The sequence below is a fragment of the Micromonospora sp. NPDC005174 genome, assembly GCF_040608495.1.
In the GTDB taxonomy this organism is placed as follows: Bacteria; Actinomycetota; Actinomycetes; order Mycobacteriales; family Micromonosporaceae; genus Micromonospora.
In genome coordinates this window covers 51,705-74,445 of the sequence record NZ_JBEXIJ010000034.1, presented here as the reverse complement: position 1 = coordinate 74,445, position 22,741 = coordinate 51,705, and the positions used below count along the sequence as shown (strand labels likewise).

Below are 22,741 nucleotides of genomic sequence, written 5' to 3'. Positions count from 1 at the left end.
GTCGTCGTAGCTGCCGCGTTGCTGCGGGGGCTCCTGGCCGTAGTTGCCGCCCTGGTCGTATCCGCTGGCGGGCTGGCCGTAGCCGCCCTGGTCGTAGCCCCGGTCGTCGTAGCTGCCGCGTTGCTGCGGGGGCTCCTGGCCGTAGTTGCCGCCCTGGTCGTATCCGCTGGCGGGCTGGCCGTAGCCGCCCTGGTCGTACGCGCCGGTCTGCTGGCCGTAGCCTCCGCTCGGCTCCGCCCCTCGACCGCCGCCGTACGGCGTGGTCGGATCAGGCTGGCCGTAGCCCGGTGCCTGCTCCGGCTGGCCGTAACCCGGTGCCTGTTCCGGCTGGTACACGCCGGTGGCGTACGGGTCTGCCGGAGCCGGGTACTGCGTGCTGTCGCCGGTGTACCGGCCGGTCGGCTCGTCGAAGCGCTCGCCGTAGCCTGCCGCCCCACCAGCGGGAGCCGGCGGGTAACCCCCGGCACCGGCCGGCGCGGTGTAGTCACGGCTGCCGTAGCCGCCCCCGGAGGAGGGCGCGGCACCGTAGCCGACGCCCGGGGCCGCGGCACCGCCGTAGCCCGCTCCGGAACCGGGTGCGGCGCCGTAGCCGTCCGCCGCGCCGCCGCCGTAGCCGCCGTCGGGCGTCGCCGACGTGCCGTAGCCACCACCCGAGGCGGGGGCGTTGCCGTAGCCGCCGTAGCCGCCCTGGGCGGGCTCGTCGTCGTAGCCGGAGCCACCCCAAACCTGCTGGTCCGCCGCCCCGTAGGGCTGGGCGGGCGCGCCGTACGGGTCCGGCGGTACGTCGTCGACGACCGGGCGGTGCATCATCGTCGGCGCCTCGCTCAGTGCCGCGCCGCCGACCATGGTCGGGTCGGGCCCGCCGCCGCGGTTGACCACGCGGGTCTTGTCGTCGGCGCCGTGGAAGGCCCCACGGGCCGCCGGTACCGCGCCAGCGGGACCGGCCGCGCCAGCCACCGCCGGCTCATCGTCGTCGCCGCTCTCGCGGCGCTTCATCCACAGCAGGACGATCGTGCCGACGCCGGCCGCGACGAGCAGGCCTCCGAGCAGGATGATCAGGTACGAGCCGAAGCCGCCACCGTCGTCCTCGTTGCTGGCGTTCGCCGGGGCACCCGGGCTGGCCTCCTCGGAGGGCTGCTCTTCGGCACCCTCCTCGGTCGCCTCCTCGGTGGGGGTGGCATCGGCGGTGGGCGACGGGGTGGCGCTGGGCGTCACCTCGACCTTGATCTCCAGGCTGATCCGCTGGCCGGTGATCGACTGCCCGGCGTTCGCGTTGAAGCTCTTGACCGCGTTGATGTTGTTGGCCGACGCGCCCACGTCGATCCGGCCGGGGGTGATCGGGTTCTGGGTGCTGCCGCTGAAGCGGAAGTTACCGCTGCCGTCGCTGATCGTGTCGTAGCGGTGACCTCCGGTGTCCTGGAGGATCACGATCGCGTTCGGCACCGCGTCGCCGCTCGCCTTCACGACCACCTTGCCGGAGACCGACTTCACCGTCTGGTTCTGCTGCTGGGTGGGCGGTGCGGCCTTGCCCTTGACGGTCAGCGAGACGGTGGCGGTGTCCGGGCCCGAAGCGGCCTCGACCGCCACCGTGATGGTCGTGGTCGCGTCGCCGGCGTTGTCGTTGGCCGCGATGCGGACCAGCACCGACCCCTTCGGGCCGCCCAGACCGCCGCCGGTGAGCTTGACATCGCCACAGCCACTGGCGCAGCTGACGCCGGGCGGCAGGCCGGAGAGACTGACCTTCGCCGACTCGTCCTCATTGCCTCCGGTGACGCGCACCGTGATCGTGGCGTCGCTACCCGCGTTCACGGTGACCGCGCCGGGGGAGACCTCGACCTCTGCGGCCATTGCCGGTGTGGCGGGGACGGCGAGCAGAGCGCCTGCAACCAGCGCTACGACCACACCGGCCCGCTGCTTCCAGGCACGTCGGTGTGTTGACACGTCCACCGCCTTCCGGGCTGACTTCCCTAGTACCGGCGGGGCGCCGGGCCGGGGATCATCACGGTACGAATACGCCGTCGGCCACTATGCCTTGTCTCACTGTGCCGGCGCGACCCAGGGCCAGCGTCGGGTGCTTCACCTGTGGGTCGTATCGTCCCGTCGTGTCCTCTCCGCACAGTAAGTCCGCTGCCGTCGACGCGGCGTTGTCGGCGCTTGACGAGGGTCGTACGCCCGAACGGTCGGTACTCCGGGAGGCGGTCCGGTCGTTGTTGGCCGTACTCGCGGAGCGCGCCCCCGGCCGATCGGTGGAGGTGCGCGTCCCACCATACGGTGCGATCCAGTGCGTCCCCGGTCCTCGACACACCAGAGGAACCCCGCCGAACGTGGTCGAGATGTCGCCGCAGACGTGGCTGGAACTCGCCACGGGCCGGCTCGCGTGGGCCGGTGCGGTGGCCGAGGGTCGTGTTCAGGTGAGCGGCGTCCGGGGGGATATCTCGGCCTATCTGCCCCTCTAGCTGCCTCGATGTCCGTGTGATCGCTACTCTCGGCAGCGAAATCGTGACTATCTGTATCGACGTCAACTCGCGTACACTGTCAGGCGACGACAGTGGTCCCGGCCGAGGAATGTGGATCCGCCCCGTGATCCCCGCCAGGCCGGTCCAGACCAGCATGAGGGAGCGGTAGTGCCCCGAGGCGACGGCCGGCTGAGCCACGACCTTGATCCCCAACGACCCGGCCCCCAGGACGCCTGCGGCGTCTTCGGCGTCTGGGCCCCTGGCGAAGAGGTCGCCAATCTGACCTATTTCGGCCTCTATGCCCTCCAGCATCGCGGCCAGGAGGCGGCGGGCATCGCGGTCAGCGATGGCTCAGGCGTGGTGGTCTACAAGGACCTCGGCCTGGTGGCCCAGGTCTTCGACGAGCCCACCCTGGCCAGCCTGCGTGGCCACCTGGCGATCGGGCACGCCCGATACTCGACGACCGGTGCGTCCAACTGGGAGAACGCCCAGCCGACCATCCGGTCGACCGATTCCGGCACGACCATCGCGCTGGCCCACAACGGCAACCTGGTCAACACCGCGGAGCTGGAGAAGGAGGTCGCCGAGCGCGGCCTCGTCGCGGACGGCTCGACCAACGACACCTCGCTGGTGACGATGCTGCTGGCCAGCCGCCCCGACCTGTCGGTCGAGGCGGCCGCGCTCGAGGTGCTGCCGCAGCTGCGCGGGGCGTTCAGCTTCGTCTTCATGGACGAGTCGACGCTGTACGCGGCCCGCGACGCGCACGGCGTGCGCCCGCTGGTGCTCGGCCGGCTGGAGCGTGGCTGGGTGGTGGCGAGCGAGACCGCCGCCCTGGACATCGTGGGCGCGAGCGTGGTGCGCGAGGTCGAGCCCGGCGAGCTGATCGCGATCGACGAGGAGGGGCTGCGCTCGACCCGGTTCGCCGCGCCCGAGCCGAAGGGCTGCCTCTTCGAGTACGTCTACATCGCCCGCCCGGACGCGACCATCGCCGGGCGTAACGTGCACGCGGCGCGGGTGCAGATCGGCCGGCAGTTGGCCAAGGAGCACCCGGTCGAGGCCGACCTCGTCATCCCGGTGCCCGAGTCCGGCACCCCGGCCGCTATCGGCTACGCGGAGGCGTCCGGCATCACCTACGGCGCCGGCCTCATGAAGAACCCGTACGTGGGGCGTACCTTCATCCAGCCGTCGCAGACCCTGCGTCAGCTCGGCATCCGACTCAAGCTCAATCCCCTGCGGCAGAACGTCCGCGGCAAGCGCCTGGTCGTCGTGGACGACTCGATCGTGCGCGGCAACACGCAGCGCGCCATCGTCCGGATGCTGCGCGAGGCGGGGGCGCTCGAGGTGCACGTCCGGATCTCCTCCCCACCGGTCAGCTGGCCGTGTTTCTACGGCATCGACTTCGCCACCCGGGCGGAGCTGCTGGCCAACGGGTTGGACAACGACGGCATCCGGCGCTCCATCGGCGCCGACACGCTGGGTTATGTCTCGCTTGCCGGCCTGATCGCAGCGACCGAGCAGCCGAAGACCCGACTGTGTCGGGCGTGTTTCGATGGGGAGTACCCGATCGAGCTTCCGGCTGGCAATCTGATCGGCAAGCACGTGCTGGAAGGTATGGGCCGCCGGGTCGCGACCGCGACGTCGGAGGCCCCGGACAGCTTCGGCCCGCTCGTCGCCACTCCGGGTGGCGTGACCGCTAACCGCCCGTAGCACCAACTGGCGCGGCCCGGCCACCGCCGGTGCGGCACCGAGGACCACAAAAGGGGAGAACCGTGACGCACGTGTCCGAGCGCAGCGGCGCAGGAAGCAGCCCGAACGGCGCTGGCAGCGACCACCAGCCGTGGACGGGCGGTGCCGGCCGTCAGAGGGGCAAACGCTCGGTCTCGTACGCCGACGCCGGGGTCTCCATCGACGCGGGCGACCGCGCGGTGGAGCTGCTGAAGTCCAAGGTTCGCGAGACCCGGCGGCCCGAGGTGCTGGGTGACCTGGGCGGCTTCGCCGGCCTGTTCCGGTTGGACACGAAGAAGTACAAGAACCCCATCCTGGCCTCCTCCACGGACGGTGTCGGCACCAAACTGGTCATCGCCCAGCAGATGGACATCCACGACACGGTCGGCATCGACCTGGTAGCGATGGTCGTCGACGACCTGGTGGCGTGCGGTGCGGAGCCGCTGTTCCTGCTCGACTACATCGCGACGGGCGAGGTCGTCCCGGACAAGGTGGCCGAGATCGGTGCGGGCATCGCCGACGGCTGCCGGTACGCGGGCTGCGCGCTGCTGGGCGGCGAGACCGCCGAGCACCCGGGCGTGCTGCGCCCGGACGAGTACGACATCTCCGCGACCGGTGTCGGTGTGGTCGAGGAGGCCGACATCCTCAGCCCGGACCGCGTCGAGGTGGGTGACGTCGTCATCGCCATGCGCTCCTCCGGCCTGCACTCCAACGGCTACTCGCTGGTCCGGCACGTGCTGCTGGGCGCCGCCCGGATGCGGCTGGACATCGTGATCGACGACTTCGGCCGGCAGCGGACCCTCGGTGAGGAGCTGCTGACCCCGACCAAGATCTACGCCAAGGACTGCCTCAAGCTGATCGCCGAGGCCGAGGTTCGGGCGCTGTCGCACATCACCGGCGGCGGCATCCCGGGCAACCTCGTGCGGGTGCTCCCCGAGCACGTCGACGCGGTGGTCAACCGGTCCACCTGGAAGCCGCAGCCGATCTTCGACCTGATTCAGTCGAAGGGCCGGATCGACGACCAGGACATGGAGTCGACCTTCAACATGGGCGTCGGCATGTTCGCGATCGTCTCGGCCGAGGACGCGGATCGCGCCCTGGCCACGCTGACGGGCCGGGGCGTCGAGGCCTGGCAGGCCGGCGAGATCATCGAGGGCACCGGCAACGTGCAGATGGTGGGTCAGCACACCCGAGGGTGATCACGCTCCGGTGATCGTACGGGTACCTGATCAGGGCTTCACCCGAGTGGCCAGCGCCGCCTAGCCTGAAGGGCTCGGGCTCGGCGGAGGAGGGTGATGGCTGCTGGGGAACTGCCGTTCAGCGGGATGCGCGGTCTTGCCGCGGTCCCGTCGTACGTCGTCATGCAGCCCACCACACTGTGCAACCTCGACTGCGCGTACTGCTACCTGCCGTTCCGGGCCGTCGACCGGCGCATGTCTTTGTCGGTGGCCGAGGCGGTGGCGGCAGCGGTCAACCCGTGGGCGGCGTCGGGTCGCTTCTCGGTGGTGTGGCACGGCGGTGAGCCGCTTGCGACCGGCCGGGAGCACCTCGCGGCTCTGATGGCACCCTTCGGGCCCGAGGTCGAGCATCATGTGCAGACGAACGCCACGCTGATCGACGACGAGTGGTGCGACTTCTTTGCCCGGCACGAGATGCGGGTGAGCGTGAGCGTGGACGGCCCCCGGGAGCGCAACGGCGACCGGGTCAACCGTGGCGGCCAGCCGGCGTACGACAAGATTCTGCGGGGTGTGGCCGCCCTGCGCCGGCACGACCTGCCCTTCTCCGCGCTGGCCGTGGTGTCCCGGCCGACGCCGGGGCTCGCCGCGGAGCTGTACGACTACTTCCTCGAGCTGGGCTGCGACGTGCTGGGCATCAACATCGAGGAGACCGAAGGCGTCAACACCCGCGACAACAGCCACGACCCGGCGGCGGTGACGACGTTCTGGGCCGAGTTGGTGACGGCCTGGCGGCGGGCGCCGCGCATCCACCTTCGCGAGGTCGAGTGGTCGCTCCGGTACGCGGGCGCGGTCCTGGACGGCTCGGTTGACGGTGTGCTGCCCCGCCAGCTGGATCCCATTCCGACCATCGGGCACGACGGTTCGGTGACGGTGCTCTCCCCGGAGCTGGCCGGCTTCACCGACCCGCGCTACGGCGACTTCAGCAGTGGGAACGTGCTGACCACCCCGCTGGCCCAGATCCTGGCCGGTGCGGTGTCGACGCCGTGGGTCGGCGAGTTCCTGGCGGGGGTGGAGGCGTGTCGTGCGTCGTGCCCCTACTTCGGCTTCTGTGGCGGCGGTCATGCCGCCAACCGTTACTTCGAGCTGGGGCGTTTTGACGGTACGGAGACCGAGCACTGCCGCAACAGCAAGATCCGCCTATTGGAGGGAGTGTTGGAGCATGCCCGAGACCACCAGTCACCGGCGGCCTGAGCGCGAAGCGGACGATGCCACGGACAGAGTCACCGAACGAGTGCGGGAGGCAGCCCCCGGGCTTGTCGCGCTGCTAAAGGAGGCCGCGGACGCGCGGCGGCTGCGGGCGGAGGTGCCGGGCGGAGACGGCGTCAGCGCGGTCTGCGCGTGGAACCACTTCGAGAACATCCCGACCTTCTACAACTGGAACAACCGGCCGCGCTAGGGCGGCCGTGATCAGGGGCCTGTCGGCGGTCGGAGTGATTCCCGGCCAGGGCAGGCCCCTGATGATCGGCACCGATCTCGCTCCCGAAGGGCACATGCGTGAGCACGCGGGGGTTACCGCGTGCTCAGCTACGTCGAGAGGTCAGCGGGTCGGGCGGACCCAGGGATCCGGGTCGTCGTCCGCATGATTCTCATCATCGTCGTCGACGAACTCTTTTGAGTCGTCGTCGAAGTGGTGCTCAGACTTACCAGCACCCGCCAGTTCGCGCTGCAAGGCGGTGAGGTCGGTGTTCGGGGAGTGGTACTTCAACTCCCGGGCCACCTTTGTCTGCTTGGCCTTAGCACGGCCGCGCCCCATGGCTCGACCCCCTCGCACAGAATGCGGGGCAGCCCGAAGGCGGGCCCCGATGACGTCAGGCATCTCTCGTGGCTCTTACGGTACATGGGGATGCCATCGTTCGGCACCTCGGGTTACCGCCAGCCGGCTCTGCGCGTCGCGGCGATCCGGCCGTCACCCAGTGTACTCGGTAAGGAGCGGAACGGAGAGCGCCCGTGACACCGGGCAAAACATGCCAAACGTGACCCGGACCTCAGCTTACCGAGTCGGGCCCGCGCGGGAGGCCCGGAGGCGGATCCCGGTCGATCCGCCCCCGGAACGGATCAGCGCAGGTGGATGGTGCGCAGTCGCCCGACGTCGGCCATCCGCCGCTCGGCCAACCGGTCCGCGGCGACCGCCGGCGGCACGCCCTCCGCGTCCGCGAGACGCAGGATCTCCCGGGTGGTGTCGTAGATCCGGGTGGCCCGCAGCTTTGCCCGGTCGAAGTTGAAGCCCTCGATCTCGTCGGCCACCTGGATGACCCCGCCGGCGTTGACCACGTAGTCCGGCGCGTAGAGGATGCCCCGGTCGGCCAGCAGCTTCTCGATGCCCGGGTGCGCGAGTTGGTTGTTCGCCGCACCGGTCACCACCTTGGCGCGCAGCGCCGGAACGGTGTCGTCGTTCAGCGCGCCGCCCAGCGCGCACGGGGCGTACACGTCGATGTCGGCCGCGACCAGCGCGGTCGCGTCGTCCACCAGGGTGACCTGTGGGTGGTTGGCGCGTGCCCACGCCAGCGCCTTCGGGTTGACGTCCGTGGCGACCACCTCGGCACCGTCGTCCAGCAGGTGCCCGGTCAGGTACTTGCCGACCTTGCCCAGCCCGGCCACACCGACTCGGCGGCCGCTCAGGCTCGGCGTGCCCCAGACGTGCTCGGCGGCGGCCCGCATCCCCTGGAAGACACCCCACGCGGTCAGGATCGACGAGTCGCCGGCGCCGCCGTGCTCCACGCTGCGGCCGGTCACGTACCGGGTCTCGCGGGCGATGACGTCCATGTCGGGCACGTAGGTGCCGACGTCGCAGGCGGTGTAGTAGCGGCCCGCCAGCGACTCCACGAAGCGACCGTACGCGCGCAGCAGCGCCTCGCTCTTGATCTGCTCCGGGTCACCCCAGATGACGGCCTTGCCACCGCCGAGGTCCAGGCCGGCGAGAGCGTTCTTGTAGGCCATCCCGCGGGACAGGTCGAGCACGTCGGCGAGCGCGTCGTCCTCGCTGGCGTACGGGTAGAAGCGGGTGCCGCCGAGCGCGGGCCCCAGCGCGGTGGAGTAGATCCCGATGATCGCCTTGAGGCCGCTCTGCTTGTCCTGGCAGAAGACGACCTGTTCGTGACCGGTCGATACCGGGTCGTCGGTGCTCGCGAATACGCCCATGGCTGGCTCCTACGGTGGTGTGCGTCCTTGTGGGACGCGGACCTGGTGAACCCCGGCGGGGATGCTGCCGGTGTGATCGAGCCTAGTATCGGCCGCCGTGCGGCCGCCCGACGCGCCGCCGCCGTCCCACGGTGCGGCGCGCGCGGTCCGACCGCTGGCCGCACCGGGGTGCGGTTCGTGGGAGGATCGCGCGGTGCCGTCGCTCTTCGCTTCTTACCTGCGCGTGTACGAGCCGCTGACCGCCTTCGACCGGGACCGGCAGAGTTACTGGCGTCGCTACGTCTCGGAGGGGCGGGCGGTCGCCCCGGTCGAGGGGCCTGGCCGCCAGCGGACGGCGGTGATCGAGGCGTTGGGCGCGGGCTGGACCCGCCTACCCGACCTGCCCGAGGAGGCGTACGTCCTGGAGACGGACGACAGCCTGCTGGTCTGCCCCTGGAACCTGCGGATCCGGGTCGCTGAGGCGGCGCTCAGCGCCCGGGACGGGGTGCCCTCGGTGCTCGCCGACGCGTTCGTGCCGCCGGTGCTCGCCGGGCAGGCCCGGGCGGTCGTGGACGACTGGCGCAGCGGCGCCCGGGTGCTGGAGCACGGGGTGCCCCGGGTGCACGAGCAGATCGCCACGTGGGGCGTACCCCTGCGGTGGTTCGTGCTCTTCGACCCGACGGAGCGGGACTTCGTCACGCAGCCGGGCCGGCGGACGCTGCGCTACCGGACGGAGATCTCCAAGGCGCGTCGTCGCTCGTCGCGGGCGTTGTCGGTGCTGCGCAAGTCGGTGGGCGAGGCGCCGATCACCGAAGCGGTGGAGGAGGCGGCCCGCTGGCTGGAGGAGTTCCACCCGCGCTCGGTGGTGGAACTGGACTACGGCGGCCTGGTCGACCTGCTCTCCGACGAGACTCTCGCCGCGGACGACTCGCCGGAGCTGGTCGCCGCCGGCCTCGCCGGGCTGTCCCGGGGTGAGGCGGACGAGGCGTCGGCCGCCTACGACAAGCTGGTGGCCCGCTGGCGCGCCGTGCAGCTGCTAGAGCGGTGCAATTAACGCAAATTGCCTCTAGGAGCGCTCCCAAGGCGAGGGTGTCTCGTAGTTGACGCATCACGAACCGTGATCATGAGTCCTAATAAGGTACTTTCTGCCGTGTGAAAGTCGTAAAAATCGGGCATGGTTCATCCGTCCGTCTAGGGACCTTCATCCGTTCGGCCCATGTCGGACATCGGGGACTAGCCGGACCATGGGAGACGCGTCGGCCGGCGGGACCCCGGCCGATGTCTATACATGTGGAGGAGTGACCGATGGCATCGCGAACGCACGAACCAGAGCCGCTGCTCACACCGGCCGAGGTGGCGTCGATGTTCCGTGTCGACCCGAAGACGGTGACCCGGTGGGCGAAGGCGGGCAAGCTCAGCGCCATCCGCACTCTGGGTGGCCACCGTCGATACCGCGAGTCGGAGGTCAGGGCGCTGTTGCAGGGCCAGATCCCGCAGCAGCGGCAGGGCGACTGACCCGATAGAGGTTTCCAGGAAGGGGCGGTGGACTTCGGTCCGCCGCCCCTTTCGCTGTTGCCTCCCCGGCCCGGCCCTGGATAGCGGCGCGTCAGTCGGCAGCGGGTCAGTCGCCGTCGTCGGGCCCGGTCAACGTCACCCGGATGCCGATCGTGCCGCCCTCGCCGCGACGTAGGCGGCTGCCCAGCAGACTCAGTCGACCGATGAGGCGGTACTTGTGTTTGAGCAGGTCGCGGACCCGACCTGTGTCACGACCGCCGTAGAGGGTCGCGTGGGCCGGCACCTGGGCGCCATGCGGTCGACCCCGTACGTCGCAGGGCGCCACGGTCACCTCACCGTTGTGGCGGATCCGCTTGACCTTCCCCGAGTCGGCCCGGGTCCAGACGGCCAGCGCGTCTCCGTCGCGGACCGACCAGACCGGGGTCGGCACCGCTCGGCCGTCCTTCCGGAAGGTCGTGAGCAGAATGTACTTCTCGGCCGACAGCCGGTCCAGCATGGTCACGCCGCCAGGATAGGCCGCTGCGGGCCACTGAGCGGCCAGATAGCGTGAACGGCGTGACGGGGGAACCGCTAATCGGTGACGTGGTCGGTGAACTGCTGCGGGACGCGCTCGCCGTGGCGACCGGGGTCGGCCCCCGGCCCATGGTCGGCGGCCGACTGCCCAGGCCGGTCATCGAGATCATCGAACGGGACGACGGTCTGATCAACGGCGCTCCGGCGGCGCACTACCTCGACGGGCCGGCCGACTGGCAGCCGTACGACCACCGGGCCGTCGACCGGGCCCGTGGCGAGACGCTCGACGTCGGCACGGGGGCGGGCCGGATCGCGCTGCTGCTCCAGGAGCGCGGCGTACCCGTCACCGGGCTGGACACGTCGGCGGGTGCGCTCGACGTGAGTCGACGTCGTGGCGTACGACGGCTGGTGCACGGGACGGTGGACACGCACGTCGCCGACGGCCGGAGCTACGACACGTTCCTGCTGCTCGGCAACAACCTCGGGCTGTTCGAGGGGCGCGAGCGGGCACCGGGGTTCCTGGCCGCGCTCGCCGCGTTGGCACGGCCGGGAGCGGAGATCATCGCGCACGGCACCAACCCGTACGGCACCCGCGACCCCGTACACACCGGCTACCACGAGCGCAACCGGCGTCGGGGTCGGCTCGGTGGCCAGCTACGGCTCCGGTTGCGCTATCGGGAGCTGGGCACCGAATGGTTCGACTACCTGGTCTGCTCGCCCGACGAGTTCGCCGAGCTGGTGCACGGCAGTCGCTGGCGGCTGACCGATGTGGACGAGCGCGACGCTCCCTACTACCTGGCCACCCTGCGTTTCGCCGGCTGAGCGACGGCTCCTGCCTCGCATCGAGCGCAGGAGCCGTCGTACGGCTCAGACCTGGACGGTCGGGGGCAGCGGCTCGGGCGGAAGGCCGCCGTCGCCGTCGACCACCTCGTCGGGGGTACCGTCCTCGTCGAGGTCGACCATGGTGATGTCCACCTTGCCGTCACCATCGGTGTCGAACTGGAACAGGTCGGCCTTGCCGTCGCCGTCGGTGTCCACCACCCACACGTCGGTCTTGCCGTCGTTGTTGGTGTCGGCGCGCAGCAGCTCGACCCGCTCGTCGCCCCGGGTCTCCACGGTCTCGGAGTCGGAGGTGACGCTCTCCGGTGCCTGGCTCATCTCGATGCGGTCCTTCCCTTGGGTTGACGGGCCGTACGTACCCGATCCCGCGCTCCCCCACGCATGGGTGGGGTCGGCGTGCTGTCTAGGGTCGCACCATGAGCGAGCGCAACGGGCCGAGCACCCGGGCCGGCGCGGCGGGAACCCCGCGCGCTGCCGGGCCGGCGGACAGGGAGGCGTGGTGAACGATCGTTTCGTGGTCGTCGGTGCGGGCACGATGGGGCTCGGCATCGCGTACGTGGCGGCCGGCGCCGGCCACGCCGTCGAGCTGGTCGAGGTGGACGCCGACCGGGGGGCGACCGCGCTGACCCGGCTCGCCGACCTGTGGGAGCGGGCGGTGCAGCGCGGCAAGCTGACCGCCGACGACGCCGCCGCCAACCGGCAGCGGGTGACCCTGCGCCCGAGCCTTTCCGAGGTCGCCCCCGCTCCGGAGGTGATCGTGGAGGCGGTGCCGGAGCGCCTGGACCTGAAGCGGGCGGTGCTGCGCGACGCCGCCGCCCTGGACCCGGCTCTGCTCGGCAGCAACACGTCCAGCATCGCCATCGGTGAGCTGGCCGCAGGCCTGGACGCACCCGAGCGCTTCCTCGGCCTGCACTTCTTCAACCCGGTCTGGGCGATGACGCTGCTGGAGATCGTGGTCGGCCCGGCCACCGCCCAGGAGACCACCACCGCGGCCGTCGCGCTCGCCGGGCGGCTGGGCAAGGACCCCGTCGTCGTACGCGACATGCCCGGCTTCGCCACCTCCCGACTCGGGGTGACCCTCGGGTTGGAGGCGATCCGGATGGTCGCCGACCAGGTGGCCAGCCCGGCCGACATCGACAAGGCGATGGTGCTCGGCTACCGGCACCCGATCGGGCCGCTGGAACTCACCGACCTGGTCGGCCTGGACGTGCGCCTCGACATCGCCCGCACCCTCCAGGCCGCGTACGGGGACCGCTTCGCGCCGCCGGAACTGCTGGTGGAGATGGTGGCCGCCGGGCGGCTGGGCAAGAAGTCCGGGCACGGCTTCTACCGCTGGGAAGCGGGTGTCAAGCAATGAGCGGTCTGCGCATCGAGGAACGGCCGGATCGGCTGGTGGTGACGCTCGCCCGGCCGGAGAAGCGCAACGCCATCGACGCCGACCTGATCGCCGAGCTGCACCAGGTCTGCGCCGAGTTGGAGGCACGGCCCCGGCTGCTGCTCCTGACCGGCGGCGCGGAGGGCATCTTCGCCGGTGGCGCCGACATCGGTCAGCTCCGCGAGCGGGGCCGCACGGACGCGTTGGCCGCGATCAACTCGGCGGCCTTCGCCCGGATCAGGGCACTGCCCATGCCGAGCGTGGCCGCCGTCGACGGGCCGGCGCTGGGCGGTGGCGCGGAGCTGGCGTACGCCTGCGATCTTCGGGTGTGCACGGCCCGTGCGGTCTTCGGTCAGCCGGAGGTGCGCCTGGGCATTCTGGCCGGCGCTGGCGCGACCCACCGACTGCCCGCCCTCGTCGGCGAGGGCAGGGCCAAGGAACTGCTGTTCACCGGCCGCCGGGTGGACGCGGCGGAGGCGCTGCGGATCGGGTTGGTGAACCGGGTGGTGGACGAGCCCGGTGAGCTGCTGACGACGGCGCACGGCCTGTTGGACGACATGGCGCAGGCATCGCCGCTGGCGCTGCGGCTCACCAAGTTGGCCGTCGACGCGCCCGCCGCCGCGCACCCGCAGCTCGACCTGGTGAGTCAGGCGGTGCTCTTCGAGGACGAGGAGAAGCACCGCCGCATGACCGAGTTCCTCGAACGCCGCCGGACCCGCTGACGCGGCTACGGGAACGGCCGCACCGGCAGTGGGGCCGGTGCGGCCGTCGTGGTGCGTGGTGGTTCGCGGGTGGTGCGTCGTGGTTCGCGGGTGGTGCTCAGTGCCGGATCTGCACCCCGGATTCGGCGAGCGCCCGGATCACCTGAGCCGACTCACCGAACCCGATGACGACGACGGCGTCCGCCCCGAATGCCTTGATCTCCTTCGCGCCGCTGCTGAAGTCGATCGGCGGTGCCGTCGCGTCGGCTGGCGGCTCGTACGTGATCAACTTGAGCCGGTCGTCGGCGATACCGGCCTTGGTCAGCTCGTCGCGGACGCTGCCCTGCAGGCCCTCACCGTAGGAGTCCTTGCGGGCCACGATGGCAATCTTCTGCGACCCGTCACGGAGGATCACGTCGGCCAGCGCCCGGCCCTGGAGGCTGTCCGGCGGGGCGGTGCGGAAGAAGCGGCCCTGATCGTCTATGTCGGTCAGGCTGCTGGCGGTGTTGCACGGGGAAAAGAGGATCTTCCCGGCCTTTATCACGTCCGGCAGCACGGCCCGGGAGATGCCCGAGCTACCCGAGCCGATGATCACGCTGACGCCGTCCGTCACGTGCTTGGCCACCGTGCTCTTGGCCACCGCCGGGTTGGTGCCGTCGTCGCCGTCGAGCCAGGTCACTGGCTTGCCCAGCGCGCCGCCGGCGGCGTTGATCTCCCTTATCGCCAGGGCAGCGCCAGCGGCGATCGGCGGGTAGGCGAAAGCGAGGTCACCGGTCTTTGGCAGCAGGCCGCCCAGGATCAGTGGCTTTTTGTCGGTGTCGCCGCTCGGGCGCTGTTTCTTCGGCTTCGGCGGCGTCTCGGTGCTCGCCGCGGACTCATTGCCGGCACCGACGAACTCGGTCTTCCCGTCGTTGATCTGCTCCCCGTCGAAAGTCAGCGTGGCGTAGCTCGCGGTGGCCGGCTCACCCTTGTCGGTGAAGCCGGCGCGGTTCAGCGAGACACCGCGGTACTCGATGTCCTGCCCGTTACGGGCTAGTGCGAGGCAACTCGCCGGGTCTTCGCAGCGCTGACCGTTGTTGGTCACTGCGATGATCTGCTTGGTGATGGCCGCCGGGTCGGTGCTTCCAGCCAGCTGCGCGGCGAGCACGGCGATCACGATCGCGTCGTACGTCTCGGCGGAGTAGATGTAGTCCTTCAGCGCCGGATCGATGGCTCGTAGCCGGTTCTTGAAGTCGTCGGGCAGCGGAACGAGTGGCGTGGTGCCCTTCATTCCGTCAACGAGACTGGCCCGTTCCTTCAACTCCGCAGGAAAGGCGTTGAACATGTTGCCGTCCGTGCCGTAGAGGCGCACCTGTTGGGCGCTGCCCTCGTCGGCCTTGTCATCCCCGCAAGCGCTCGTGGCGAGCAGGATCGTCGCGCAGGCAGCCAGTGTGGCCACCCGCGAGCGGCGTGATACGAGCATGGTCGTCCTTCCTCCGGCGAAGGTCCGCTGCGCACATTAGCGTGCCGAGGCCGAGCGCGGGACCATCGAGGTGGCGTAATGCGTAGGTCGCTCGCGTTGAACACGCAGAGTGACGGAAGATGGGGGCTTGACCCCCCGTCCTACTGTGCGCTGGGTGACGGACCTACCACAGCAGACGTTCGACGACGCGACCGCCGTGCTCCGCTCGGCGCTGGCGGGCGATGGGGACGCGGTGACAGGTGCGTTCGACGCGGTCGTCGACCGGGCCGGCCTGTCCGGGGCGTACGGGGTCGCCTGGTGCCTGGCCGCGACGATGGTCGGTGACGCCGCGCCGAGCACCGGATGTGCGCTGGACTTCCCGGGCATCGAGCAGGCGAACTACGACACCCGCTGGGTGGCCCGCTTCGTGAGCGCCTACGCCAACCGGGACGTACCCACCGGCGAGGCCCTGTTCGGGGCGGCCGCGGCGGACGGGCAGCTCTCCGACTGCCTGCTCACGCTCGCCGGTTCGACCATCGCCACCCTGCGCAGCCGGGCCGCGTGAACACGGCACCCGCTGTGGGCACCGCGTCCGCGCGGGGCGGTCCTGGCGCGGTCCCAGATCGTCGGACGGGTGTGGTAGCTCTGTGGCATGTCCGAGGCCATGCTCAGCAAGGTGCGCAAGCTGCTCGCCCAGGCCGAGGACCCGGCCTGCACGCCCGCCGAGTCAGCGGCGTTCACCGCCAAGGCGACCGAGTTGATCGCCCGTTACGGCGTCGACAGGGCGCTGCTCGCGGTCCGGGACCCGACCACCGATCCGGTCGGTGACCGCGTCCTCGACATCGTCGCCCCGTACGCCCGGGACAAGGTCGGTCTGCTCGCGGCGGTCGCCGAGCCGCTGCGCTGCCGCTGCGTCCGGCGTAAGCAGGGCAACGGGTTCGTCGCGCACCTGTTCGGCTTCGCCAGCGACCTCGAACGCGTGGACCTGCTCTTCACCTCGCTGCTCGTGCAGGCCGCACACGGCCTGGCCGCCACGGCGGTGCCGGTGGACGACCATCCGGCCGCCTTCCGCCGGTCCTGGCTCGCCGGCTTCGCGGAGGTGATCGGGGGCCGACTCTGGGCGGCCGAGTCGGCGGCGGCCAGCGAGTCAGGTGCGCCCTCGATGGCGTTGGTGCTGGCCGACCGCTCCGACCGGGTGCAGCGGAGGCTCACCGAGGAGTACCCACGACTGCGCACCGCTCCGGCCCGCCGGCTCGGCGGCACCGGCTTCGGCTCGGGCGCCGAGGCGGGCAGCCGCGCCCACCTGGGCGGCCGGAATCTCGACACCGCCCGGGCGGGTCGACAACTCGACCGGTGAGCCTGCGCCGGCAAGGCTCAGGCGGTGTGCTGACCGCGCGACACCGTGGCGAGATAGCGCGTGAGCAACTCGTGCCAGCCTGCCGTGAGCGCCTTGCGGTAGCCCTCGGCCGCCTCGCCGTGCCGGTCGAAATGCCGGTGCTCCAGCTCGACCCGGGTCCGTTCGGGCCCATCGGCCAGGAACAGCACCTCGACCTCGCTCGCCTTCGCCGGGTCCGGCACCGGCACCCGGTCCGGACCGAGTTGCCAGGCGAAGACCAACCGTCGAGGCGGATCCCACGTGAGCACCCGTCCCCAGTCGGCGCGGAAGCCGTACGGGCCTATCTCGTAGAGCATGCCGCCGGCCCGCGGCTCCATCCCCAGCTCGGCGAGAGCCTCCGGACCCGACCAGGTGTACTCGGTGACCCACCACTCGGTCAGCTCGTCGGTGAAAACCGCGAACGCCCGCTCGGCGGGACCGGGGACGAGGAGACTGCACCGTAAGGAGAACCGCTCCAGGTCCTGCCGAATGTCGGCCGGATCAGCCATCCCCTGTCCCATAGGCCCGGACCATACCGGCTGATGCCTCGGTGTGCAGCTTCGTAGGCACCCTGTTCCAGACAGTGGGTTGCCGAGTCGTCACGGACGGGATGCCCCTCCGGAAAGCGGGTAACCGCGCCCGGACGGCCCGGACGACCGGGTCGGCGTACGGGTGGAGCGGGAGAGCATGAGCGAGAACGCGCAGCAGCGGAGGCCGGACCGGCACGTCGATACCGGAGAACCCGACGTCCTCCTCGACATCCCGAACGTCTCGGTCGACTCGATCCGCCTCGTCGTGGACGGGCTGGACGCCGACATCTCGCTGCGCGCCCGGCTGGCCAACCTCCTCCAACTCGACGCCGGCGTACGGGTCCACCTGCACGGCGTCGAGCTGGACATCGACGGGGTGCACGCCGAGGCGCAGCTACGGGTCCGACTGGAGCAGCTGGTGACACTCCTGGGCCGCGCGCTCGACACCATCGACAACAACCCGCAGGTCATCGAATCCCTCGCTCGGGCGGGCAGCGGCGCGCTCGACGACGTCAACCGCAGCAGCGAGCAGTTGGCGGCCGGCGCCGCCGAGATCACCGCTCGCGCGCAGCACGGCGACGTCCGCGACGAACTGGCGCGGCAGGCGGGTGCGGTAGCCGGCGACCAGACGCGGGCACGACCGGCCCGCCCGGTGAGTCCGTCGACCGGTCCGCCCGTCTCGACCCCCGCTCCGGGTCCGTCCGGCGGACCAGGTGTTTCGGGCCAGCATGAGGGCGGAACGGCCGGCGGCGGCGGTGGTCCGGGCGGCGGTGGTCCGGGCGGCGGTGGTCCGAGCGGCGGTGGTCCGGCGGGCGGCGGAAGCGGCGGCAGTCCGGCGGGCGGCGGTCCGGGCGCTGGGGGTCCGGGCGGCGGTGGCGCGCCGGACGGCCGTCCGGCTGGAGGCGGGCAGAACGGTGGCGGTCCTGCTGCGGGCGGTCGGGCTGGTGGCCCGCAAGCCGGCGGACAGCAGGGTGGCGGCGACCGGCGGGGTGGCGGCGACCGGCGGGGTGGCGGCGACCGGCGGGGTGGCGACCAGCGGGGTGGCGGACGGCAGGCCAGTGGTCACCAGGGCGGCAGCGGAAGCGGCGAGCAGAGCGGTGAGGGTGTCGCGGGCGGGGCGCAGGCGGCGGCCCAGAGCGCGGCGCAACTCGCCGAGCAGGCGGGCGAGAGCATCCGGCAGGCCGGACGCAGCGTGTGGGAAGCGATCCAGGGCGGGATCGCCCAGCACCGCCAGCAGGGCCACCGGGACCAGTGACCGAACGCGGAGATCTTGGACAGTTCCCGTTCGGACCGAACGGCAACTGTCAGAGATTTCGCGCTGGAGAGGAGTGATCGACTCCACTGCGGCGAAGTGGCGGGATCGCAGCGACCGGATGCCGCCACATCGGCGACGTCGATCAACGCGGAAAGGTCGCACAAAGCAAGATCCCCACCTGCGTAATCGCTGGTGGGGACCTCTGTAGCCCGGCGAAAGGCTATGTGGCCAGGGGCGGGGTCGAACCGCCGACCTTCCGATTTTCAGTCGGACGCTCGTACCAACTGAGCTACCTGGCCGTATTGCTCGGCTCATGCTACCCGTCAGCAGATCGAACTGCTGACAGGATCACACGCTCCGATACGCAGAACGCCGCGCTATGCGCGGCGTCAGCGCTGCGGTCCTGACGGGACTTGAACCCGCGACCTCCGCCTTGACAGGGCGGCGAGCACTCCAACTGCTCCACAGGACCTAGCTTGTGTTGCTCCGACTTGCGCCGGTCGTGCCCCCAACGGGATTCGAACCCGTGCTACCGCCTTGAAAGGGCGGCGTCCTGGGCCGCTAGACGATGAGGGCGGCCCCGCCATCATTGCACATTCGCAACTTCAAGCGGACTTGCTCCCATCCGGCCCCGCCGGAGGCTTGGAAAGCATACGTGATGCCTGGTCGGTCGACAAAACCGGTATGGCCGGGGTCGTCGTGGACCGGATAAACGCAGGTCAGGGTGCATCTACTTGAGGCGGGTGATGCCGTAGCGGTGCTTCAGGTCGGCGATCAGGTGGGGGCAGGCGGCGAGCGTCGCGGCCCGGTTACCGCCCCCGTCGTGCAGCAGCACGATGGAGCCGGGACGTGCCGCGTTGTGGACCCGCTTGGCGATCGTGGTGGCGGTGGGCTTGTCCCAGTCCTGCGGGTCGACGGCCCAGTGCAGCGGGCGCATGCCGAGCTCCTTGGCGACGTTGAGGACCTCCTGCGTCCACCGACCGCCGGGCTGGCGGTAGAAGGACACCGGGGTGCCCGGCGCGGCCGTCTGGATGGCCTTGTTGGTGCGGGCCAGATCGGCCTTGATGTCGGCGACCGGCCGGCGGGCGAGGTCGAGGTCGTGACGCCAACTGTGGTTGCACAGTTGGTGGCCCTCCCGGACGATCCGCCGGATCAGCTCGGGGTGTCGTTGGGCTTCGAGGCCCACCACGCAGAAGGTGGCCGTGACGTGGGCCGCCTTCAGTTGGTCGAGCACCTTCGGCGTCCACGCCGGGCTGGGCCCGTCGTCGAAGGTCAGCGCCACGGGTCGTACGCCGGTGTTGCGCCGCAGCCCGGCTGGCAGCTTCGTCGGCAGGGGCCGCAGCGGTGGCTTTGTGGGCTTGGCATGGGTGGCACTGGGTGACGGGGTGGGCTTCGGAGTGGGTCCGCTGGTCGACTGAACGGGCTGCGGTCGGCCGGCGGCGTGGATGGCGCTGTCTGGCTGAGCGCAACCGGACAAGACCAGCACCACGGCGAGGACGGACGCCAGGGCGGCGCGGGCTTGCATCTGTTCGCTCCCGGAGGGTCGGGGTGGGCGGACCTCTCGACGGTAGTGGACGCCCCCGGGGAGCCGACAGGTCGGTCAGGCCTCCCGCGACTGGTCCAGCGAATCACGGACCGCCACCGCCAGCGAGACCGCCTCGGCCAGGTCGACCGGCCGGACCACCCCGGCGGGCAGGCCCTCGGCTCGCCAGCCTGGGCCGGCGGCGAGGATCAGCAGCGGGCGGCGGGGCGCGGCGAGGAGGGCGCTGAGCTGGGCCGGGTCGGCGGTGGCCCTGGAGTGTGACCAGAGCACCACCGCGGCGGGCCCGGTCCGGTTGACCGCCTCGACGAGGGCTGCCACCGGCATACGGGCACCCAGCATCCGGTAGCTCACCCCGGCCTCGGCGAGCGCGGCGGCAAGTGCTTCCAGGGGGAGGGTGTGCTGCTCCTCGTCCGCGCAGGAGAGCAGTATCCGGGCGGGTCCGGCGGGCGCGGTGGCCCGGCCGGCCGCGGCGAACGCCTCCGACACGCACCGGGAGACCAGATGTTCCACCTCGATGAGGCCGGAGGTGGCGACATGTCGGTCACCGATGCCGGCCAGCACGGGCCGCAGCAGGGTCTCCCAGGTGGCGACGACTCCGCTGGTGGCGATGGTGTGCGCGATCGTGTCGTTGATCGCCGCCGCGTCCAGCCGCATGGCGGCGCGGGCCAGGCCCCGGGCCGCCGGGCCGGCGCGTCCCACCGGGATCGCGCCGCCGCCGTCGCGGCTCGACGGTCGGGTCCGACCCCGGGCGACGGAGTCCACGGACGTCCGGTCCGGTGCCTGCCGGGCCCACCGGGCCGCCTCGGCGGGGCTGACGCCCTCGGCGGTCAACCGCCGCATCGTTTCGAGGCGAGCCAGGTCGGCCGGCGTGTACCGGCGGTGATGGCCGGGCACGTGCTCGCTGGGCCCGAGCCCGTAGCGCTGGTGCCAGGTACGCAGCGTGGTGACCGCGACCCCCAGCCGGCGCGCGACGGCGCCCGCGCTCAGCGCCTCATCGGCCACCCGACCGCTCCGCCGCGTCGTCCGCCGGCGATCCGGGCGGGGCCATGGTGGAGCCGGGCACGTCCGACGGAGAACCCGAGGGCCGCAGCAGACGGTTCACCACCCCGCCCAGCCAGGGTGCGTACGACCGGGGGTCTCGGTCGAGTTCGGTTTCCAGGGTGGCCGGATCGGCCCAGCGCAGTTCGGCCACCTCGTCCGGGTCGGGCTCGAGCGGCGCGCCGGGCAGGAACTCGCCGCGCAGCACGTGGTCGTACTCGAACTCGACGCGACCGGTGGCCGGGTCCTCGGCGTAGTAGACGTAGACGCCCACCTCGGTCAGCTCGGCCGGACCGGTGCCCAACTCCTCGCGCAGCCGCCGGTTGGCCGCCTCGGTGAGTGACTCGCCCGGCCGAGGGTGGCCGCAGCAGGAGTTCGCCCACCGCAGCGGAAAGCGGGTCTTGACCGCGGCCCGTCGTTGCAGCAGCACCTGGCCGTCCGGGTCGACGAGCACCACCGAGAAGGCCCGGTGCAGTTGCCCCGGCGGCTGGTGGGCTTCGGCGACGGTGGTGTCACCGTGGGCCTGCCCGGCGTCGTCGACCAGCTCGACGAGATGGTCCTCGCGGGTGCTCATCGTCCCTCTCCCGTGATCCGGCCGGCGGCCAGCTTGCCGGAGATCAACACCATCGGTACGCCCACGCCGGGTTGGGTTCCCGAGCCGACGAAGACGACGTTCGACAGACGGCGGTGCAGGTTCGACGGGCGGAACGGCCCGGTCTGGAAGAGCGTGTGCGCGGCGGCGAACGGCGTCCCGGCGGCCATGCCCTGCTCGGCCCACTCGGCGGGGGTGATCGCCTGCAACACCTCCACGCCGGCGCCGAAGCCGACGTACCCGCGCTCCTCCAGGGTGCCGATGAGCTGGTCGCCGTAGCGCTGGGTCAGGTCGCCGCGCCACTCGAAGGGCGCTCGAGCGAGGTTCGGCACGGGCGCGAGCACGTAGTAGGTGTGCCGGTCCGGTGGCGCCACCGACGGGTCGGTGCGGCTGGGATTGGTGACCAGCAGCGACGGATCGGTCATCAACTCGCCCCTGCGGATGACCTCATCGAAGGTGCCCTTCCACGCGCGTCCGAAGTGGATGTTGTGGTGGGCGATCTTCGCATAGCCCTGCCGCGAGCCGACGTGCAGGACGACGCAGGACGGCGAGTAGGTGAGGCGTCGTGCGGGCGCGGCGGGGAGCAGGTCCCGGTAGGCGACCGGCAGGTCCGGGTTGAGCACCACCACGTCCGCGGGCACCAGTTCGCCGTCGGCGGTGAGCACGCCGGTGGCCCGGCCGTTGGCGGTCTCCACCCGGGTCACCGTGGTGTCGTACCGGATCTGCACGCCGTGCTTCTCGGCCGCGCCGGCCATCGCCCGGGAGACCGCGTGGATGCCGCCCCGGGGGAAGTAGACCCCGGCCACCGAGTCGAGGTACGCGATGACCGCGTAGATGGCCAGCGCGTCGTGCGGCGCGAGGCCGGCGTACATCGCCTGGAAGGAGAAGATCCGCTGGGTACGAGGGTCCCGGAAGAACTGGTTGATCTTGGTCTGGAGGCGGCGGAAGGCCCCGCCGGTGAGCAGCTTGAGCAGGTTGCCGGTGAGCAGGTCGGTCGGCGCGTCCAGGTTGCGCTCGATGAAGTCGGCCCGCTCCATCCTCCACAGCTCCCGCGCGTAGTCGACGAAGCGCAGGTAACCGTCGGCCTCGCGGGGACCGCAGACCCGGGAGATCTCGGCCGCCATCCGGGTGGTGTCGGTGAGTACGTCGAGGGTCGATCCGTCCGGGTAGTACGCCCGGTAGGCCGGGTCCAGCGGAGTGAGGTCGAGCCAGTCGTGCAGCTCCTCGCCGACCGCTCCGAGCGCCTCGGCGATGAGGTCGGGCATGGTGAGCACGGTCGGGCCGGTGTCGAACTCGTAGCCGCCGACCGCGAGCCGTCCGGCGCGCCCGCCGGGGACCGGCTCGCGTTCCAGTACCGTCACCTGTCGGCCGCTGCCGGCGAGGTGCAGCGCGCAGGCGAGCCCGCCCAGCCCGGCGCCCACGACAACGACCCGGTCCGTCCGTCCGGTCACCGTGCGCACGTGACCACCTCCTCGAGATTTTCGGTC

24 protein-coding genes and 3 tRNA genes are annotated in these 22,741 nt (G+C 71.3%); 13 read left to right on the top strand and 14 right to left on the bottom strand.

Going from position 1 to position 22,741, the window contains the following annotated elements; all coding sequences use genetic code 11:
• On the bottom strand, positions 1-1,941 hold a 1,941-nt coding region (locus ABZU91_RS27930; protein ID WP_355246576.1), incomplete at its 3' end, for a carboxypeptidase-like regulatory domain-containing protein.
• A 161-nt stretch (positions 1,942-2,102) separates the two neighbouring features.
• On the opposite strand from ABZU91_RS27930, the gene ABZU91_RS27925 reads away from it, so the two are divergent.
• The 5 genes from ABZU91_RS27925 to amcA all read left to right on the top strand — a co-directional run bounded on the left by ABZU91_RS27925 (position 2,103) and on the right by amcA (position 6,815).
• Entirely contained in the window at positions 2,103-2,456 is a 354-nt protein-coding gene (locus tag ABZU91_RS27925) for a sterol carrier family protein (RefSeq protein ID WP_355246573.1), read from the top strand.
• A gap of 168 nt (positions 2,457-2,624) precedes the next feature.
• Positions 2,625-4,163, top strand: coding sequence for an amidophosphoribosyltransferase (gene purF / locus ABZU91_RS27920; protein WP_355246570.1), 1,539 nt, complete (start codon positions 2,625-2,627; stop codon positions 4,161-4,163).
• A 62-nt stretch (positions 4,164-4,225) separates the two neighbouring features.
• Positions 4,226-5,380 carry a phosphoribosylformylglycinamidine cyclo-ligase gene (gene purM / locus ABZU91_RS27915; RefSeq protein WP_355246567.1) on the top strand — a complete coding sequence of 385 codons (1,155 nt, stop codon included), beginning with the start codon at positions 4,226-4,228 and terminating at the stop codon, positions 5,378-5,380.
• A 126-nt stretch (positions 5,381-5,506) separates the two neighbouring features.
• Complete coding sequence (amcB, locus tag ABZU91_RS27910) at positions 5,507-6,610, top strand: cyclophane-forming radical SAM peptide maturase AmcB (RefSeq protein WP_355246587.1); 1,104 nt, start codon at positions 5,507-5,509, stop codon at positions 6,608-6,610.
• Positions 6,579-6,815, top strand: coding sequence for a multiple cyclophane-containing RiPP AmcA (amcA, locus tag ABZU91_RS27905; RefSeq protein WP_355246564.1), 237 nt, complete (start codon positions 6,579-6,581; stop codon positions 6,813-6,815). The genes amcB and amcA overlap by 32 nt, the downstream gene beginning before the upstream one ends.
• A gap of 141 nt (positions 6,816-6,956) precedes the next feature.
• Here the strand turns inward: amcA and ABZU91_RS27900 are convergent, their stop codons facing one another.
• Together ABZU91_RS27900 and ABZU91_RS27895 are read right to left on the bottom strand one after the other, a co-directional pair.
• Positions 6,957-7,172 (bottom strand): DUF3073 domain-containing protein, encoded by a 216-nt coding sequence (locus ABZU91_RS27900; protein WP_007454329.1) that lies wholly within the window; start codon positions 7,170-7,172, stop codon positions 6,957-6,959.
• Between the two features lie 302 nt (positions 7,173-7,474).
• Positions 7,475-8,557 (bottom strand): Glu/Leu/Phe/Val dehydrogenase, encoded by a 1,083-nt coding sequence (locus ABZU91_RS27895; protein ID WP_355246560.1) that lies wholly within the window; start codon positions 8,555-8,557, stop codon positions 7,475-7,477.
• A 193-nt stretch (positions 8,558-8,750) separates the two neighbouring features.
• Between ABZU91_RS27895 and ABZU91_RS27890 the strand changes: the two genes are divergently transcribed.
• A complete protein-coding gene (locus tag ABZU91_RS27890; protein WP_355246557.1) occupies positions 8,751-9,590 on the top strand; it encodes a hypothetical protein in 840 nt (279 codons plus the stop codon).
• Positions 9,591-9,841: 251 nt separating this feature from the next.
• Entirely contained in the window at positions 9,842-10,051 is a 210-nt protein-coding gene (locus ABZU91_RS27885) for a BldC family transcriptional regulator (protein WP_007073996.1), read from the top strand.
• Between the two features lie 106 nt (positions 10,052-10,157).
• On the opposite strand, the gene ABZU91_RS27880 is transcribed toward ABZU91_RS27885, so the two are convergent.
• The gene (locus tag ABZU91_RS27880; RefSeq protein ID WP_355246554.1) at positions 10,158-10,553 is read right to left on the bottom strand and encodes a PPOX class F420-dependent oxidoreductase; all 396 of its coding nucleotides are present in this window, start codon (positions 10,551-10,553) and stop codon (positions 10,158-10,160) included.
• Between the two features lie 53 nt (positions 10,554-10,606).
• Between ABZU91_RS27880 and ABZU91_RS27875 the strand changes: the two genes are divergently transcribed.
• Positions 10,607-11,386, top strand: a complete 780-nt coding sequence (locus ABZU91_RS27875; RefSeq protein WP_355246551.1) for a class I SAM-dependent methyltransferase — start codon at positions 10,607-10,609, stop codon at positions 11,384-11,386.
• Between the two features lie 45 nt (positions 11,387-11,431).
• Here the strand turns inward: ABZU91_RS27875 and ABZU91_RS27870 are convergent, their stop codons facing one another.
• Positions 11,432-11,722, bottom strand: coding sequence for a hypothetical protein (locus tag ABZU91_RS27870; protein WP_355246548.1), 291 nt, complete (start codon positions 11,720-11,722; stop codon positions 11,432-11,434).
• Between the two features lie 181 nt (positions 11,723-11,903).
• Here ABZU91_RS27870 and ABZU91_RS27865 point away from each other — a divergent pair, with 181 nt between their 5' ends.
• On the top strand, positions 11,904-12,761 hold the full coding sequence (locus ABZU91_RS27865; RefSeq protein ID WP_355246545.1) for a 3-hydroxyacyl-CoA dehydrogenase family protein: 858 nt from the start codon (positions 11,904-11,906) through the stop codon (positions 12,759-12,761).
• Positions 12,758-13,501, top strand: coding sequence for an enoyl-CoA hydratase/isomerase family protein (locus ABZU91_RS27860; protein ID WP_355246542.1), 744 nt, complete (start codon positions 12,758-12,760; stop codon positions 13,499-13,501). Before ABZU91_RS27865 ends, ABZU91_RS27860 begins: the two co-directional genes overlap by 4 nt.
• Before the next feature lie 97 nt (positions 13,502-13,598).
• Here the strand turns inward: ABZU91_RS27860 and ABZU91_RS27855 are convergent, their stop codons facing one another.
• Positions 13,599-14,942 (bottom strand): ABC transporter substrate-binding protein, encoded by a 1,344-nt coding sequence (locus ABZU91_RS27855; protein ID WP_355246539.1) that lies wholly within the window; start codon positions 14,940-14,942, stop codon positions 13,599-13,601.
• 154 nt (positions 14,943-15,096) lie between these two features.
• Here ABZU91_RS27855 and ABZU91_RS27850 point away from each other — a divergent pair, with 154 nt between their 5' ends.
• Positions 15,097-15,486, top strand: coding sequence for a hypothetical protein (locus tag ABZU91_RS27850; protein WP_355246536.1), 390 nt, complete (start codon positions 15,097-15,099; stop codon positions 15,484-15,486).
• An 87-nt stretch (positions 15,487-15,573) separates the two neighbouring features.
• Positions 15,574-16,278, top strand: a complete 705-nt coding sequence (locus ABZU91_RS27845; RefSeq protein WP_355246533.1) for a DUF2786 domain-containing protein — start codon at positions 15,574-15,576, stop codon at positions 16,276-16,278.
• Positions 16,279-16,295: 17 nt separating this feature from the next.
• On the opposite strand, the gene ABZU91_RS27840 is transcribed toward ABZU91_RS27845, so the two are convergent.
• Positions 16,296-16,817 carry an SRPBCC family protein gene (locus ABZU91_RS27840; protein WP_355246530.1) on the bottom strand — a complete coding sequence of 174 codons (522 nt, stop codon included), beginning with the start codon at positions 16,815-16,817 and terminating at the stop codon, positions 16,296-16,298.
• Between the two features lie 166 nt (positions 16,818-16,983).
• Between ABZU91_RS27840 and ABZU91_RS27835 the strand changes: the two genes are divergently transcribed.
• Positions 16,984-18,081 (top strand): hypothetical protein, encoded by a 1,098-nt coding sequence (locus ABZU91_RS27835; protein WP_355246527.1) that lies wholly within the window; start codon positions 16,984-16,986, stop codon positions 18,079-18,081.
• A gap of 225 nt (positions 18,082-18,306) precedes the next feature.
• Here the strand turns inward: ABZU91_RS27835 and ABZU91_RS27830 are convergent.
• The 7 genes from ABZU91_RS27830 to crtI all read right to left on the bottom strand — a co-directional run bounded on the left by ABZU91_RS27830 (position 18,307) and on the right by crtI (position 22,714).
• Positions 18,307-18,380: transfer RNA gene (locus tag ABZU91_RS27830), tRNA-Phe, on the bottom strand.
• Positions 18,381-18,479: 99 nt separating this feature from the next.
• Positions 18,480-18,553, bottom strand: a tRNA-Asp gene (locus tag ABZU91_RS27825).
• 31 nt (positions 18,554-18,584) lie between these two features.
• Positions 18,585-18,657, bottom strand: a tRNA-Glu gene (locus tag ABZU91_RS27820).
• A 154-nt stretch (positions 18,658-18,811) separates the two neighbouring features.
• On the bottom strand, positions 18,812-19,606 hold the full coding sequence (locus ABZU91_RS27815) for a polysaccharide deacetylase family protein (RefSeq protein WP_355246524.1): 795 nt from the start codon (positions 19,604-19,606) through the stop codon (positions 18,812-18,814).
• Between the two features lie 75 nt (positions 19,607-19,681).
• Positions 19,682-20,626, bottom strand: coding sequence for a MerR family transcriptional regulator (locus ABZU91_RS27810; protein ID WP_355246521.1), 945 nt, complete (start codon positions 20,624-20,626; stop codon positions 19,682-19,684).
• Entirely contained in the window at positions 20,616-21,236 is a 621-nt protein-coding gene (gene idi / locus ABZU91_RS27805; RefSeq protein ID WP_355246518.1) for an isopentenyl-diphosphate Delta-isomerase, read from the bottom strand. The genes ABZU91_RS27810 and idi overlap by 11 nt, the downstream gene beginning before the upstream one ends.
• Complete coding sequence (gene crtI / locus ABZU91_RS27800; RefSeq protein WP_355246516.1) at positions 21,233-22,714, bottom strand: phytoene desaturase family protein; 1,482 nt, start codon at positions 22,712-22,714, stop codon at positions 21,233-21,235. The genes idi and crtI overlap by 4 nt, the downstream gene beginning before the upstream one ends.
• Positions 22,715-22,741 lie beyond the last annotated feature (27 nt).

What these genes read in the sequence shown, in the direction of transcription:
- amcB (WP_355246587.1), top strand. Translation starts at nt 5,507, where the DNA reads ATGCGCGGTCTTGCCGCGGTCCCGTCGTACGTCGTCATGCAGCCCACC.
- amcA (WP_355246564.1), top strand. Translation starts at nt 6,579, where the DNA reads ATGCCCGAGACCACCAGTCACCGGCGGCCTGAGCGCGAAGCGGACGAT.
- ABZU91_RS27900 (WP_007454329.1), bottom strand. Translation starts at nt 7,172, where the DNA reads ATGGGGCGCGGCCGTGCTAAGGCCAAGCAGACAAAGGTGGCCCGGGAG.
- ABZU91_RS27895 (WP_355246560.1), bottom strand. Translation starts at nt 8,557, where the DNA reads ATGGGCGTATTCGCGAGCACCGACGACCCGGTATCGACCGGTCACGAA.
- ABZU91_RS27885 (WP_007073996.1), top strand. Translation starts at nt 9,842, where the DNA reads ATGGCATCGCGAACGCACGAACCAGAGCCGCTGCTCACACCGGCCGAG.
- ABZU91_RS27870 (WP_355246548.1), bottom strand. Translation starts at nt 11,722, where the DNA reads ATGAGCCAGGCACCGGAGAGCGTCACCTCCGACTCCGAGACCGTGGAG.
- ABZU91_RS27860 (WP_355246542.1), top strand. Translation starts at nt 12,758, where the DNA reads ATGAGCGGTCTGCGCATCGAGGAACGGCCGGATCGGCTGGTGGTGACG.
- ABZU91_RS27855 (WP_355246539.1), bottom strand. Translation starts at nt 14,942, where the DNA reads ATGCTCGTATCACGCCGCTCGCGGGTGGCCACACTGGCTGCCTGCGCG.
- ABZU91_RS27845 (WP_355246533.1), top strand. Translation starts at nt 15,574, where the DNA reads ATGTCCGAGGCCATGCTCAGCAAGGTGCGCAAGCTGCTCGCCCAGGCC.
- ABZU91_RS27840 (WP_355246530.1), bottom strand. Translation starts at nt 16,817, where the DNA reads ATGGGACAGGGGATGGCTGATCCGGCCGACATTCGGCAGGACCTGGAG.
- ABZU91_RS27835 (WP_355246527.1), top strand. Translation starts at nt 16,984, where the DNA reads ATGAGCGAGAACGCGCAGCAGCGGAGGCCGGACCGGCACGTCGATACC.
- ABZU91_RS27815 (WP_355246524.1), bottom strand. Translation starts at nt 19,606, where the DNA reads ATGCAAGCCCGCGCCGCCCTGGCGTCCGTCCTCGCCGTGGTGCTGGTC.
- idi (WP_355246518.1), bottom strand. Translation starts at nt 21,236, where the DNA reads ATGAGCACCCGCGAGGACCATCTCGTCGAGCTGGTCGACGACGCCGGG.